The 13,984-nt window shown below is 54.8% G+C and carries 11 protein-coding genes, 1 tRNA gene and 1 pseudogene; 3 read left to right on the top strand and 10 right to left on the bottom strand.

Going from position 1 to position 13,984, the window contains the following annotated elements:
* Nucleotides 1-341: 341 nt before the first annotated feature.
* A pseudogene (locus tag RTK32_RS09630) lies at nucleotides 342-1,052 on the bottom strand (IS110 family transposase); the annotation flags it as partial.
* 350 nt (nucleotides 1,053-1,402) lie between these two features.
* Complete coding sequence (gene ilvC, locus RTK32_RS09625; RefSeq protein ID WP_312043405.1) at nucleotides 1,403-2,881, bottom strand: ketol-acid reductoisomerase; 1,479 nt, start codon at nucleotides 2,879-2,881, stop codon at nucleotides 1,403-1,405.
* A 154-nt stretch (nucleotides 2,882-3,035) separates the two neighbouring features.
* Between ilvC and ilvY the strand changes: the two genes are divergently transcribed.
* On the top strand, nucleotides 3,036-3,917 hold the full coding sequence (ilvY, locus tag RTK32_RS09620; RefSeq protein ID WP_312043403.1) for an HTH-type transcriptional activator IlvY: 882 nt from the start codon (nucleotides 3,036-3,038) through the stop codon (nucleotides 3,915-3,917).
* Here the strand turns inward: ilvY and ilvA are convergent.
* From ilvA to RTK32_RS09590, 6 genes are all read right to left on the bottom strand, one after another.
* Nucleotides 3,914-5,458, bottom strand: coding sequence for a threonine ammonia-lyase, biosynthetic (ilvA, locus tag RTK32_RS09615; protein WP_312043402.1), 1,545 nt, complete (start codon nucleotides 5,456-5,458; stop codon nucleotides 3,914-3,916). The genes ilvY and ilvA overlap by 4 nt on opposite strands.
* A gap of 3 nt (nucleotides 5,459-5,461) precedes the next feature.
* The gene (gene ilvD, locus RTK32_RS09610; protein WP_312043400.1) at nucleotides 5,462-7,312 is read right to left on the bottom strand and encodes a dihydroxy-acid dehydratase; all 1,851 of its coding nucleotides are present in this window, start codon (nucleotides 7,310-7,312) and stop codon (nucleotides 5,462-5,464) included.
* Nucleotides 7,313-7,366: 54 nt separating this feature from the next.
* On the bottom strand, nucleotides 7,367-8,299 hold the full coding sequence (locus tag RTK32_RS09605) for a branched-chain amino acid transaminase (RefSeq protein WP_312043398.1): 933 nt from the start codon (nucleotides 8,297-8,299) through the stop codon (nucleotides 7,367-7,369).
* Between the two features lie 18 nt (nucleotides 8,300-8,317).
* Entirely contained in the window at nucleotides 8,318-8,575 is a 258-nt protein-coding gene (ilvM, locus tag RTK32_RS09600) for an acetolactate synthase 2 small subunit (protein WP_312043396.1), read from the bottom strand.
* A complete protein-coding gene (gene ilvG, locus RTK32_RS09595; protein ID WP_312043395.1) occupies nucleotides 8,572-10,218 on the bottom strand; it encodes an acetolactate synthase 2 catalytic subunit in 1,647 nt (548 codons plus the stop codon). Before ilvG ends, ilvM begins: the two co-directional genes overlap by 4 nt.
* Nucleotides 10,219-10,367: 149 nt before the next feature.
* A complete protein-coding gene (locus RTK32_RS09590; protein WP_125290746.1) occupies nucleotides 10,368-10,466 on the bottom strand; it encodes an IlvGEDA operon leader peptide in 99 nt (32 codons plus the stop codon).
* Nucleotides 10,467-10,788: 322 nt separating this feature from the next.
* Here RTK32_RS09590 and RTK32_RS09585 point away from each other — a divergent pair, with 322 nt between their 5' ends.
* Nucleotides 10,789-12,306, top strand: a complete 1,518-nt coding sequence (locus RTK32_RS09585; RefSeq protein WP_312043392.1) for a YifB family Mg chelatase-like AAA ATPase — start codon at nucleotides 10,789-10,791, stop codon at nucleotides 12,304-12,306.
* 61 nt (nucleotides 12,307-12,367) lie between these two features.
* On the opposite strand, the gene RTK32_RS09580 is transcribed toward RTK32_RS09585, so the two are convergent.
* Nucleotides 12,368-12,706 carry a DUF413 domain-containing protein gene (locus RTK32_RS09580; RefSeq protein WP_312043390.1) on the bottom strand — a complete coding sequence of 113 codons (339 nt, stop codon included), beginning with the start codon at nucleotides 12,704-12,706 and terminating at the stop codon, nucleotides 12,368-12,370.
* Between the two features lie 121 nt (nucleotides 12,707-12,827).
* Here RTK32_RS09580 and hdfR point away from each other — a divergent pair, with 121 nt between their 5' ends.
* Nucleotides 12,828-13,652: an HTH-type transcriptional regulator HdfR gene (gene hdfR, locus RTK32_RS09575; protein ID WP_312043388.1), complete on the top strand. Its 825-nt coding sequence runs from the start codon at nucleotides 12,828-12,830 to the stop codon at nucleotides 13,650-13,652.
* 195 nt (nucleotides 13,653-13,847) lie between these two features.
* Here hdfR and RTK32_RS09570 read toward each other — a convergent pair.
* Nucleotides 13,848-13,923, bottom strand: a tRNA-Trp gene (locus tag RTK32_RS09570).
* Nucleotides 13,924-13,984: the final 61 nt, after the last annotated feature.

Here is a 13,984-nt window from a genome sequence, read left to right as displayed (position 1 = left end):
CTAATTCTCCTTGCCACCTGACTAATTGATGGCCGCGTTTATAATGCATATTTTGCGTTTGCAGTTCTCTATTTTTCTTGTTCTTTCAAACCGCTGTCCCCCCTAAACTTTCTGCTGTCGCCGATGCTCTGTTCGCGATAATGCTATCACACCTATGATGCTTGGAACCTGTATCGCATGGATATGGTTTCGCTGTTCTACCATCTGTCGAAAGAAAAATTAGTTATAAACGGCAGGGATATACGTGCGGAAGGGCTACGCAGAAAGAATGTAAGGGAAATTAAACGATTGGACAGCAAGGGTCTTCTTGAGATCTTTGCTGTCCGCGCGTAACCACAGCCCCCCAGAAAAGCTGCAACTTGTTCAGCTGACTCAAAATTATGGCTGCGCAGCACGGCCAGCATGTGCATTCCCAGCTGTGGCCCGACAGACTTAATTGATGTCAGCAGACTGTAATCCCGCTTCAGGTCAGGACAAGCTTGGATGTGCGCTTTGATTTGTCGCTCGATGCTGTCTACCTCTTCACGGAGCAACTGCGCCATGCCCATGCAGGAGCTGATGACATCTGCAGGCGTATCAGTTGACAGGTATTTTTCCAGGCGATTTCCCTCACGCACGGCATCGCCCAGCAGCACATCCCTGCGACGTAAGAGCGCACTGAGGTGTCTGATTTCAGGTGCCGGCGGCTTCCAGCTATGTGGTTTTTTCAGGAGTGCGTAACAGGCCAGCATGTATGCATTAACTTTGTCCGTTTTCGTCATGATCCCCATGCCGCGGGCAAATTCTCTGCTACGGTGAGGGTTGGCCAGTGACACACAGAAACCTGCGTCATATAAGTCAATGGCCAGCCGCTCGTGATAAACACCGGTTGCTTCCATAACCAGGTGAACGTTCTACGGACCGCAGTGCTGGAGCCTGAGCCAGCGAATTATGTTATCTACTGCGCTCCGATCATTCCGGATATTGCGCGTTTTGATACGGCCTTTGATACCGTCATAAAGCATGCACAGATCAAGCGTGCTCTTGCTTACGTCTATACCCGCTGGAAACATAGTTTCGCTCCTCTCACATAAACTGTCACGTCTGTTCGCCTTGTACATACGGAGTCGAGCTCCCGGTAACCGTTCAATCTGATGTGCTGGCGTGAAAGATGAAGCGGAGGGCCTGATGCTGCTAAACAAAATTCAGTGTGGTAATGACCTTAAGGACAAGGACGGGCTCGCTCTGCTTCAGTGGCGGTAGCTAATTACTACATAATCTTAGATACAAAGGCGGGGAGTTATTATAACGCCGGAGAATTGATAACGTTGGTAGCTGACTTAATTATCGGTAGCGCAATCAAGAAGGCAGAAAAAATGCCCAAGGCGCGGCGAATTACTGCGCCCTGGATCCAGCGGGGCGGTTAGCCCGCTACAGCGATACGTTTCATATCGGTCATATAGCCACGCAGCTTGCGGCCAACGGATTCGATAGGATGGTGACGTATAGCTTCGTTAACGTCGCGCAGTTGTGCGTTATCAACCGTGGTTGTGGTTGCTGCTGCCTTGCCCAGATCGCCCGTCTGTAACGTGCTCATAAATTCTTTCAGCAGCGGAACAGCCGCATAAGAGAACAGGTAGTTACCGTATTCAGCCGTGTCGGAAATAACCACGTTCATTTCATACAGGCGTTTACGGGCGATAGTGTTCGCAATCAGCGGCAGCTCGTGCAGCGATTCATAGTAGGCAGACTCTTCGATAATGCCGGAAGCGACCATGGTTTCAAACGCCAGCTCAACACCTGCTTTTACCATGGCAATCATCACCACGCCTTCGTCAAAATAGTCCTGCTCGGCAATCTTACCTTCAAACTGCGGTGCGGTTTCAAAGGCGGTTTTACCGGTCTCTTCGCGCCAGCCCAGCAGTTTTTTATCGTCGTTGGCCCAGTCAGCCATCATACCGGAAGAGAATTCACCGGAGATGATGTCGTCCATGTGCTTCTGGAACAGCGGCGCCATAATGGTTTTCAGCTGTTCAGACAGCTCGAAAGCCCGCAATTTAGCCGGGTTAGAAAGACGATCCATCATCAGCGTGATGCCGCCCTGCTTCAGTGCTTCGGTCACGGTTTCCCAGCCAAACTGGATCAGCTTTTCCGCGTAGGCCGGGTCGGTTCCTTCTGCCACCAGCTTGTCGAAGCACAGCAGCGAACCCGCCTGCAGCATACCGCACAGGATAGTCTGTTCGCCCATCAGGTCAGATTTCACTTCTGCCACAAAGGAGGATTCCAGTACGCCCGCACGGTGGCCACCGGTTGCGGCTGCCCACGCTTTGGCAATCGCCATGCCTTCGCCTTTTGGATCGTTTTCCGGGTGAACCGCGATCAGTGTAGGTACGCCGAAGCCACGCTTGTACTCTTCACGCACTTCTGTGCCCGGGCATTTTGGCGCCACCATGACGACGGTGATGTCTTTACGGATCTGCTCGCCTACTTCCACAATGTTAAAGCCGTGCGAGTAACCTAACGCCGCGCCGTCTTTCATCAGCGGCTGTACGGCGCGCACGACCGAAGTATGCTGCTTGTCCGGCGTCAGGTTTACGACCAAATCCGCCTGCGGGATCAGCTCTTCATAAGTGCCGACTTTAAAACCGTTTTCCGTTGCTTTACGCCAGGAAGCGCGCTTCTCCGCAATGGCTTCCGCACGCAGCGCATAGGCAATATCCAAACCGGAGTCGCGCATATTCAGGCCCTGATTCAGCCCCTGTGCACCACAGCCAACAATCACGACTTTCTTGCCTTTCAGGTAGCTGGCTTCATCTGCAAATTCATCGCGCGCCATAAAGCGGCATTTACCTAATTGCGCCAGCTGGTTGCGCAGGTTCAACGTGTTGAAATAGTTAGCCATGGGAACTCCTGAGGTTGTGTTCGTCTTTTATTTATTGGTGATGTCGTATCACCCTCTTATTCCCCATCATATGACAGGAAATGTATTGCTTAAATTGATATATTAACAACGTCATATTGCAAATACTGCAACGCTAAAATGAGGCCGAAAGCGCATGGATTTACGCGATCTGAAACTTTTCCTGCATCTGGCCGAAAGCCGTCATTTTGGCCGCAGCGCCCGGGCGATGCACGTCAGCCCCTCCACACTTTCCCGGCAGATTCAGCGTCTGGAAGAGGACCTGGGCCAGACGCTTTTTTTACGCGACAACCGTACCGTCACGCTGACCGATGCCGGAGAACAGCTGCGCCAGTTTGCCCAGCAGACGCTGCTGCAATACCAGCAGCTGCGTCACGCTATCGGGCAACACGGCCCGTCACTGAGCGGCGAGCTGCGCCTGTTTTGCTCGGTAACGGCGGCCTACAGCCATCTGCCGCCGATACTTGACCGCTTTCGCGCCGAGCATCCGCTGGTAGAGATCAAACTGACTACCGGCGATCCTGCGGACGCGGTAGAAAAGGTCCAGAGCGCCGAAGCGGATATCGCTATCGCCGGACGACCAGAAACGCTACCTGCCAGCATCGGCTTTACGGCTTTAGGCCCGATCCCGCTGGTGCTGATTGCCCCCGCGTTACCCTGCCCGGTGCGTACCCAAGCCAGCCAGCCCGCGCCGGACTGGCCGCAAATCCCTTTTATCCTGCCTGACCAGGGGCCAACCCGACAGCGCATCGATCTCTGGTTTCGCCGCCGCCGCATCGCCAGTCCGTTGATTTACGCCACCGTAGCAGGGCACGAGGCCATCGTCTCGATGGTGGCGCTCGGCTGCGGGGTGGCGCTGATCCCGGACGTGGTGCTGGAAAACAGCCCGGAACCGATCCGCAACCGTATTCTGGAACTGGAAAATATCGATATTGTTGCGCCGCTGGAGCTGGGCGTTTGCGTACAGAAAAAGCGGCTCAACGAGCCGCTGATTGATGCGTTCTGGAGCCTGCTTTAGCCAGCCAAAAAGAAGCTGAAAGCCGGATTATGGGTTTCGTCATGACAGTCGTAACCCAAAGCGGCCAGGTGTTCTTCAAACTGCGGTTCGTTCTCGCCCAACTCGAAACCCGCCAGCACGCGGCCATAGTCGGTGCCGTGGCTGCGATAGTGAAACAGCGAAATATTCCAGTGGGTGCCGAGCGTCTGCAAAAAGCGCAGCAGCGCGCCGGGCGCTTCCGGGAATTCAAAGCTGTAGAGCCTCTCCTTAAGCGGCTTTGGCGGACGACCGCCGACCATGTAGCGCACGTGTAGCTTCGCCATTTCATCGTCGGACAAATCCACTACTTTGTAACCGCCCTCGTTCAGCAGCTGCAGGATTTCATGTCGCTCTTCCAGGCCGCGGGTCAGCCGCACCCCGACAAAAATGCAGGCGTTGTCCGCATCGGCAAAACGGTAATTGAACTCGGTAACGGCGCGTCCGCCCAGCAGCTGGCAAAATTTCAGAAAGCTGCCTTTCTGCTCGGGGATGGTGACCGCCAGCAGTGCCTCGCGCTGTTCACCCAGCTCGCAGCGTTCGGAAACGTAGCGCAGGCCGTGGAAATTGACGTTGGCGCCGGAAAGAATATGCGCCAGCCGCTCGCCCTTGATGTGGTGCTGCTGGATATATTTTTTCATGCCAGCCAGCGCCAGCGCGCCGGAAGGCTCCGCAACGGCACGCACGTCTTCAAACAGATCTTTCATGGCCGCACAGATAGCATCGCTGTCCACGGTGATAATGTCGTCCAGATACTCCTGGCAAAGCCGGAAAGTTTCGCTGCCGATACGCTTCACCGCCACGCCTTCGGCAAACAGCCCGACGCGCGGCAGATCGACCGGCTCGCCCGCTTCCAGCGCCGCTTTCAGACAGGCGGAGTCTTCCGCTTCTACCGCAATAACCTTAATCTGCGGCATCAGCTGCTTGATCAGCACCGCCACTCCAGCCGCCAGGCCACCGCCGCCGACAGGCACAAAAATGCGGTCAAGATGCGCGTCCTGCTGCAGCAGCTCCATCGCCAGCGTGCCCTGTCCGGCAATCACCATCGGATGATCAAACGGCGGCACGAAGGTATAGCCCTTCTGCGCGGCCAGCTCCAGCGCCTTTGCTTTCGCTTCGTCAAAATTAGCACCAAACAGGTAAGCCTCACCGCCAAACGCCCGTACGGCTTCCACTTTGATGTCCGCCGTCGCCACCGGCATTACGATCAGGGACTTAATCCCCAGTCGGGTTGCCGATAGCGCCACGCCCTGAGCATGATTGCCTGCCGACGCCGTTACCACGCCGCTGGCCTTTTGCTCTTCATTCAGTGAAGCGATCATCGCGTAGGCGCCGCGAACCTTGAAGCTGTGCACCGGCTGGCGATCTTCACGTTTGACCAGCACCGTATTGCCAAGACGAGAGGATATTTTCTCCATCTTTTGCAGCGGCGTGACCTGAGCAACCTCGTAAACTGGCGAACGAAGTATGGCCCTCAGGTACTCGGCACCGCCTGGCTCGGCGGATAGCGGTTGAGACTCTGCCATGTTTTAGCCTCCCAGCTTGCTTTTATCGCGCACTGCGCCTTTGTCCGCGCTGGTCGCCAGTAAAGCGTAGGCACGCAGGGCAAAAGAAACCTGGCGTTCGCGTTGATGAGGAGTCCAGGCCGCATCGCCGCGCGCCGCTTCTTCTTCACGACGCGCGTGCAGTTCGTTGTCCGGCACATCCAGTTTGATGCCGCGATTAGGAATATCGATATCAATCATGTCGCCGTCTTTCACCAGCGCAATCGTGCCGCCGCTGGCTGCCTCTGGCGAAGCATGACCGATGGAGAGGCCGGAAGTCCCGCCGGAGAAACGGCCGTCGGTGATCAGCGCGCAGCTTTTGCCCAGCCCCATTGATTTCAGGTAGGTGGTCGGATAGAGCATCTCCTGCATTCCCGGCCCGCCTTTTGGCCCTTCATAGCGAATCACCACTACGTCACCCGCCACAACTTTGCCGCCGAGAATAGCCGACACCGCATCGTCCTGGCTTTCGTAGACTTTAGCCGGGCCGCGGAAGGTGTGGCTTTCTTTTTCTACGCCCGCGGTTTTCACGATACAGCCATCTTCTGCCAGGTTGCCATACAGTACGGCAAGGCCGCCGTCCTGGCTGAAAGCGTGTTCACGGGAACGAATACACCCTTCCTGACGATCGTCATCCAGCGTCTCCCACCGGGTATCCTGCGAGAAAGCCTGGGTAGTACGGATACCGGCCGGGCCGGCGCGGAACATTTGCTTCACCGCCTCGTCTTTGGTCAGCATGATGTCGTACTGTTGCAGCGTTTCCTGCAGGCTCAGGCCAAGCACGTTACGCACGCTGTTATCCATCAGTCCAGCGCGGTCCAGCTCGCCCAAAATACCGATGACGCCACCCGCACGATGCACATCTTCCATATGGTATTTCGGGGTACTTGGCGCGACTTTACAGAGGTGCGGCACCTTGCGGGAAAGGCGGTCAATATCAGAGATATTAAAATCGATTTCGCCTTCCTGAGCGGCAGCCAGCAGGTGCAAAACGGTATTGGTCGAGCCGCCCATCGCGATATCCAGCGTCATCGCGTTTTCAAAGGCAGCTTTGCTGGCGATATTACGCGGCAGTACGCTTTCGTCGTCCTGCTCGTAGTAGCGTTTCGCCAGGCCAACAATGCGCTCGCCTGCTTTCAGGAACAGTTCCTTACGATCGGCATGGGTCGCCAGCAGCGAGCCGTTGCCCGGCTGCGACAGGCCCAGCGCTTCCGTCAGGCAGTTCATAGAGTTAGCGGTGAACATACCGGAGCAGGAACCACAGGTCGGACAGGCCGAGCGTTCAATCTTGTCGCTGTCTTCATCGCTGACGTTCGGGTTGGCCCCCTGGATCATCGCATCGACCAGGTCCAGCTTGATGATCTTATCGGAGAGCTTGGTCTTTCCGGCTTCCATCGGCCCGCCGGAAACAAAGATCACCGGGATATTCAGCCTCAGGGAAGCCATCAGCATTCCCGGCGTGATTTTGTCGCAGTTAGAGATACAAACCATGGCGTCCGCACAGTGGGCGTTGACCATGTATTCAACCGAGTCGGCGATCAGTTCGCGCGAAGGCAGGGAGTAAAGCATCCCGCCGTGCCCCATCGCGATGCCATCATCGACGGCGATGGTGTTGAATTCTTTGGCGACGCCACCGGAAGCTTCAATCTGCTCAGCAACCAGTTTGCCCAGGTCACGTAAATGTACGTGGCCCGGTACGAACTGCGTAAAGGAGTTGACCACGGCAATGATGGGCTTGCCAAAATCGTCGTCGGTCATACCCGTGGCGCGCCACAGCGCGCGGGCACCGGCCATATTACGGCCATGAGTGGTGGTGGCGGAACGGTACTTAGGCATGCTTACACTCCAGAATCAGATAATACACGGGCGTCAAACGACGCCCGTAAAATGTCATTGCTGCGGATATACCGGATCCAGCCAGCCCCACTTGTCTTCGGTTTCGCCGGTAAACAGGCCAAAGAAGGCAGACTGGATGCGGGTAGTAACCGGACCACGCTTGCCTTCGCCAACCTGAATGCCATCCACGCTGCGTACCGGCGTAATTTCTGCCGCCGTACCCGACATAAAGATTTCGTCAGCCAGATAGAGGGATTCGCGGGAAAGCACCTGCTCGCGCACTTCAATGCCCCTCTCTTTTGCCAGCCTGATAATGGCGTCGCGCGTGATGCCCGGCAGCGCAGAGGAGGTGAAAGGCGGCGTAAACAGAATGCCATCTTTTACTTCGAACAGGTTTTCACCCGCGCCTTCAGAGATATAACCCTGGGTGTCCAGCGCGATGCCTTCCTGATAACCGTGACGACGTGCTTCGCTGCCCACCAGCAGAGAGGAAAGATAGTTTCCGCCCGCTTTCGCGGCGGTCGGCAGCGTATTAGGCGCCACGCGATTCCAGGAGGAAACCATCGCATCGATCCCTTGTTCCAGCGCTTCCGGACCCAGGTAAGCGCCCCACGGGAAAGCGGCAATGATGACATCGGTGCTGTAGCCATCCGGCGGGTTCACGCCCAGGCCCACGTCGCCAACAAAAACCAGCGGGCGAATATAAGCGCTGGTCAGCTTGTTGACGCGCAGCACCTCACGGCAGGCTTCCATCAGTTCATCAACGCTCTGACTAACCGGAAAGCGATAGATCTTTGCAGAATCGTGCAGACGCTGCATATGTTCACGATGGCGGAAGACTACCGGGCCTTTGTGCGAGTCATAGCAACGGACGCCTTCAAAAACAGAGGTGCCGTAGTGCAGCGCGTGGGACATGACGCTAACTTTCGCCTCTTCCCACTTCACCATCTCGCCATTGAACCAGATAAAGTCAGCTTTCTTCGTCATTCTTCTTTCCTTTCGCGCTCAGGCACGGATTTGTTGTGTTGTCTGGTGTTGGATGCGAACGGTGGCAACATCCATCAACTTGCTTAACTGAGTTGACAGTAAATCGACCGAACGCTGGCTGGCAACGGTCATGGCAATATTTATGCTGTCGCTGTTTTCGCCGGAAGACATATTCATCGAGCAAACCTGGAAGCCACGATGGCGAACAACGCGCAGAATGCGTTCCAGGATTTCAGGACGAAAACGCGCTTCTATAGATAACTGATGCTGCATCATGAGGTTTTCTCCATCATATTTTCGTTACTGGCACCCGGCGGCACCAGCGGCCAGACGTTTTCAAGCTCGTCAATGGCGACATGCAGCATGTAAGGCCCTGCGCTGTTCAGCAAAGCGTCCAATGCGGCGGCAACCTGGTCTTTTCGGGTGATACGCTGCCCGGGAATATCGAAAGCCCGAGCCAGCATGAGGAAATCGGGGTTGTCAGAGAGATTGGTTTCGCTGTAGCGTTCTGAAAAAAACAGCTGCTGCCACTGGCGAACCATGCCCAGACGTTGGTTATCAAGCAGCACGATTTTTACCGGCAGCTGCTTGCGCTTGATGGTGCCCAGCTCCTGCACATTCATCATAAAAGAGCCGTCGCCCGATACACAGATCACCGTATCTTCAGGACGCGCGACCTGTGCACCAACAGCCGCTGGCAGACCGAAGCCCATGGTGCCGAGACCGCTGGAAGTAATAAAATCTTCCGGCTGGTTAAAACTCATATGCTGCGCGGTCCACATCTGATGCTGGCCAACATCGGTCGTCACTACGGCGCTTGCCGGTTTGCGATCAGAGAGCTGCTTCAGAAACAGCGGTGCGTAGATTGCCTGGCCAGGATGATCGTAACGCCAGCTGTGATCGGCTTTCATTGCCTGTACGTGTTCGCGCCATGCGTCGATTTCCATCGGCTGCTCCAGCTCCGGTAACAGCTTATTCAGGTCACCCCGCAATCCCACATGGGCCTGGCGCAGTTTGTTCAGCTCGGCAGGATCGATGTCCATATGGATAACGCTGGCTTCAGGGGCAAAAGTATCCAGTTTGCCGGTTACCCGATCGTCAAAGCGGGCACCGACGGCAATCAGCAGGTCGCATTGCTGAACGGCAAAATTAGCGGCTTTGGTGCCGTGCATGCCCAGCATCCCCAGGTAACAGGTATCCTGAGGATCCGGCGCACCCAGACCTTTCAGCGTGGCAACTGTAGGAATACCGGTTTCGCGAGCGAAGGCCCGCAGGGCTTCTACAGCGCCTGCCATCCCGACGCCTCCGCCCACATACAGGACGGGTTTTTCAGACCGGGCCAGCATTGCCCGCGCCTGCGAAAGCGCATGATATGGATGCTCCGCCTCGTCTTCAACCGCCACCAAATGGGCCGTCAGCTCGCCGCTGGCTAACTGGATATCTTTAGGAATATCGATCAGCACAGGGCCGGGACGACCGGAGCGAGCGATAGCAAAAGCTTCCGCCATCACTTCCGGCAGCTCCTCCAGCGAGCCGACCAGGAAGCTGTGTTTGGTACAGGACAACGACAGGCCAAGCACATCAATTTCCTGAAAAGCATCGGTGCCAATCAGGCCACCTGCAACCTGTCCGGTAATAGCCACAACCGGCACGGAATCCATCATCGCATCAGCAAGTCCGGTAATCAGGTTGGTGGCACCGGGGCCGGACGTAGCGATACACACGCCAACTTTTCCGGTAGCACGGGCATAACCGATGGCGGCCATGGCAGCACCCTGCTCATGGCGGCACAGTAGGTGTTCGACGCCGCCATCATAAAGCGCATCATAAACGGGCATAATCGCACCACCCGGATAGCCGAAAACGGTTTCGACTCCCTGCCCACGCAACGCCTGAACCACCCACTGAGCACCATTCATAGTTATTTCCCCGCCTCTCGCTGGGAACAACAGCATTTTATTCTACTGTTCATCTTCTGTTCCTCTGTCGTTGATAACCTGTAAGCTCTGCCAAAAAAAAACCCCCGGACCTTTCGGTGCGGGGGTTCTTCTGAAATCAGGCTTGATTTTTAAGCCTTTCTTCCTCCGAGCGTAGCCCCGCACGGCGTGATAATAATCACGACGACGTTGATAATGACAAGGCTTAGAACTCGTAGAAGGGCTTTCATTTAGATTCGATAAATTCACTTGTTCGAAGTAATGCCTACAGAGTTATCACAGTTAGCGCGGTACATTCAACTTTTTTCATCAATTTATTTTATGACCGCGAGCACGATTAATAAAAAAACAATGGCTAATCAAGGGATAAGTCAAATCCTGAAAAATATTCATTACGTACCAGACGCAATGGCTTTTCCCGGTTTTCGCCCGACAGTGCTAACTCTCGCCTGAACGGTTTCAGGGAAATTTTGCGAGCCGCTTCGATAAGCGAAAAGCTGCTCCTCGCCACTCACGAGCAGAGGGGACAGAATAGCTTTATAAGGAGTCTGTATGTCGCTATCTGTTACCTATACGCGTGCGGCCATCGGTGTGGAAGCGCCTCTGGTGACCGTTGAAGTGCACCTAAGTAATGGCCTGCCCGCGCTGACGCTGGTTGGCCTGCCGGAAACCACGGTTAAAGAAGCACGCGAACGCGTCAGGAGCGCGCTGATAAACTGTGGTTTCACTTTCCCCGCACGGCGCATTACCGTTAATCTGGCCCCTGCCGATCTCCCAAAAGAAGGTGGCAGATACGATCTTCCTATCGCCATAGCGATTCTGGCTGCCTCAGAGCAAATTAGCGGAGAAAAACTGGGGCAGTACGAGTTACTGGGAGAATTAGCATTGACGGGCGCTCTACGGGGCGTACAGGCTGCCATTCCTGCGGCCATGGCGGCGGCAGAGGCAAAGCGGATATTAATCCTTTCCGCGGACAACAGTTATGAAGCAGGCCTTGTAAAACATGCGCATAGCCGCCTTGCGGGTACCCTGCTTGAGGTGTGCGCTTATCTGAATGGCCAGGCCGATCTTCGTCAGGCCTGCTATGCGCCTTCTGCAGCAGTCATGCCTTGCGAGGATTTAAGTGAAGTCATCGGCCAGCAGCAGGCCAAAAGAGCGCTGGAGATCACCGCGGCCGGAGGTCATAACCTGTTGCTGATTGGCCCGCCCGGCACCGGCAAGACGATGCTGGCTACACGCCTCGCGGGTTTGCTCCCGCCTCTGAGCGATCGGGAGGCACTGGAAAGCGCTGCCGTCGCCAGCGTAGCCGGTTTATTACAGGTCAACCATGGCTGGCATCAGCGGCCTTTCCGGGCGCCTCATCATACTTCTTCACGCTATGCACTGGTTGGAGGTGGTGCTTTACCTAAGCCTGGTGAGATCTCTCTGGCGCACAACGGCGTGCTGTTTCTTGATGAGCTGCCGGAATTTGAACGCAAGACACTGGACGCGCTGCGGGAACCTGTCGAATCCGGAAGCATTTCGCTGTCCCGCGCTAAAGCAAAAATCACCTATCCGGCGCGCTTTCAGCTGGTAGCCGCGATGAATCCCAGCCCCACCGGTCAGCACGGTGTAAAACACAACCGAAGTACTCCTCAGCAGACGCTGCGCTACCTCAGTCGTCTCTCCGGTCCCTTTCTCGACCGTTTTGACCTCTCGCTGGAGGTCCCATTACTGCCACCCGGAACGCTTAGCCAGGCCACCGTCGGCGAATCCAGCGCAACCGTGCGTCAGCGGGTATTGGCCGCCAGAAATATTCAACTGGCACGCGCAAAGACGATCAATGGGAAGCTAACGCCGGCCGATATTCGGCGATATTGTGAAATAAGTAGAGAGGATACGAGCTGGCTGGAAGAGGTACTAAACCAATTAGGGCTTTCCGTCCGCGCCTGGCAGCGCATTTTGAAAGTTGCCCGAACCATTGCTGATTTAGCGGAGGAAGAGGCTATCAAACGGGAACATTTGCTTGAAGCACTAAGCTATCGGGCAATGGACAGATTGCTGGTTCATCTGCTTAACAGTCTGGAATAGGATTTTATTTTGCAAAAAAGCATTTATCACTGACAATAAAGGGGCCGAAGCCCCTTTATTATTAATCGTCGCTGTCCGAATAGTCTTCCACACCTTCCATCTGCGGCTTACCGCCAGAAAGAGTGTGAAAACGCTTTGGACGTTTGATACGCGTCATATACTTTGACCAGACCCGCTCTGCTTCGGACTGAGGTTCACGTACACCACGGCACACCTCAATAAACAGACGTTCTTCTTCCGTTATGGGTTCACGCTTTGCCAAATCCAGCTCGTTAAAAGCGTAGCCATAACGCTCAAGAAGTTGAGCTTCTTTGATGGTGAAATCACCGTGACGCGAGAAACCGCGTGGGTAATGTTTGTTATCGAAAAAACGATTCGTTGTTGCGAAGCTTTCCGCCATTTTACACGCTCCTAACTCTTTTATGGCCGTGCTATTTATGGCGCGGAGTATTAGATACGCTTGACAGAGTGTAAAACAAAACATTTAAATCATGACGACAAATGATTTTCAGGAGACGGATGTGGATACGGAATTACTAAAGACCTTTCTTGAAGTGAGCAGAACCCGCCACTTTGGACGTGCCGCTGAAGCGCTCTATCTCACGCAATCTGCCGTCAGTTTTCGCATCAGGCAGTTGGAAAATCAGCTGGGCGTTAATCTTTTTACCCGTCACCGCAACAATATCCGGCTGACATCAGCAGGTGAAAGGTTGCTTCCTTATGCAGAAAGCCTGATGAGCACCTGGATGATGGCTAAAAAAGAGGTAGCGCATACCCAGCAGCATCACGAGCTTGCTATCGGTGCCAGCGCTTCTCTTTGGGAGGCCTATCTGACGCCCTGGCTACAAACGCTGTATGAAAATCGGGAAGACCTGCATCTTGAAGCCAGAGTGGCACAGCGCCATCTGTTAGTTAAACAGCTGCATGAACGCCAGTTGGATCTGCTGATCACGACTGAAGCGCCTAAAATGGATGAGTTGACCAGCCAGCAGATCGGACATATTTCACTGACGCTTTACCGCTCGCGACAGTCGGAGAAGCGGGAGAAATACGATTATATCAAGCTGGAATGGGGTGCCGATTTTCATCAGCATGAGAGCTATCTGGCAGGTGCAGACGATGTCCCTGTGCTGACGACGACCTCAGCGCATCTGACGCGCCAACTGCTCCATACTACCGGCGCATGTGCTTTCTTGCCGGATATCTGGCATAGCGAATATCCTGATTTAACTGTTATTCCAGATACGCCCGTAGCCGTTCGCCCGCTTTATGCTGTCTGGCTGCAAAACAGCGATCAGCAATCCCATATCAGGCAGCTGCTTAAGTTCCCGGTTAACACGCAGTAGCCTTAATGCCATCAGGACAAAATGGTCAGTTGGTGGCCATTTCCTGACCTGGTGTGAAGATTTTAGAGCCCTAAAAGGTTGTTTTTAATACGCTAAGAGAGAGTTTATTGCTCAGGAAAGGGAAGCCAGAGAGGATGGCATTGCCATATTGCGGACAAAAAAAATCCTTTGCCGGAGCAAAGGATTATTTTTAAATGGCAGGGGCGGAGAGACTCGAACTCCCAACACCCGGTTTTGGAGACCGGTGCTCTACCAATTGAACTACGCCCCTAAAAGGGTGGCGGAACGGACGGGGCTCGAACCCGCGACCCCCTGCGTGACAGGCAGGTATT

The sequence above is a fragment of the Erwinia sp. genome (assembly GCF_031978025.1).
Lineage (GTDB): Bacteria > Pseudomonadota > Gammaproteobacteria > Enterobacterales > Enterobacteriaceae > Erwinia.
This window is presented reverse-complemented; position numbering and strand designations above follow the sequence as displayed.

What these genes read in the sequence shown, in the direction of transcription:
- ilvC (WP_312043405.1), bottom strand. Translation starts at nt 2,881, where the DNA reads ATGGCTAACTATTTCAACACGTTGAACCTGCGCAACCAGCTGGCGCAA.
- RTK32_RS09585 (WP_312043392.1), top strand. Translation starts at nt 10,789, where the DNA reads ATGTCGCTATCTGTTACCTATACGCGTGCGGCCATCGGTGTGGAAGCG.
- ilvD (WP_312043400.1), bottom strand. Translation starts at nt 7,312, where the DNA reads ATGCCTAAGTACCGTTCCGCCACCACCACTCATGGCCGTAATATGGCC.
- RTK32_RS09580 (WP_312043390.1), bottom strand. Translation starts at nt 12,706, where the DNA reads ATGGCGGAAAGCTTCGCAACAACGAATCGTTTTTTCGATAACAAACAT.
- RTK32_RS09605 (WP_312043398.1), bottom strand. Translation starts at nt 8,299, where the DNA reads ATGACGAAGAAAGCTGACTTTATCTGGTTCAATGGCGAGATGGTGAAG.
- ilvA (WP_312043402.1), bottom strand. Translation starts at nt 5,458, where the DNA reads ATGGCAGAGTCTCAACCGCTATCCGCCGAGCCAGGCGGTGCCGAGTAC.
- ilvY (WP_312043403.1), top strand. Translation starts at nt 3,036, where the DNA reads ATGGATTTACGCGATCTGAAACTTTTCCTGCATCTGGCCGAAAGCCGT.
- ilvM (WP_312043396.1), bottom strand. Translation starts at nt 8,575, where the DNA reads ATGATGCAGCATCAGTTATCTATAGAAGCGCGTTTTCGTCCTGAAATC.
- ilvG (WP_312043395.1), bottom strand. Translation starts at nt 10,218, where the DNA reads ATGAATGGTGCTCAGTGGGTGGTTCAGGCGTTGCGTGGGCAGGGAGTC.
- RTK32_RS09590 (WP_125290746.1), bottom strand. Translation starts at nt 10,466, where the DNA reads ATGAAAGCCCTTCTACGAGTTCTAAGCCTTGTCATTATCAACGTCGTC.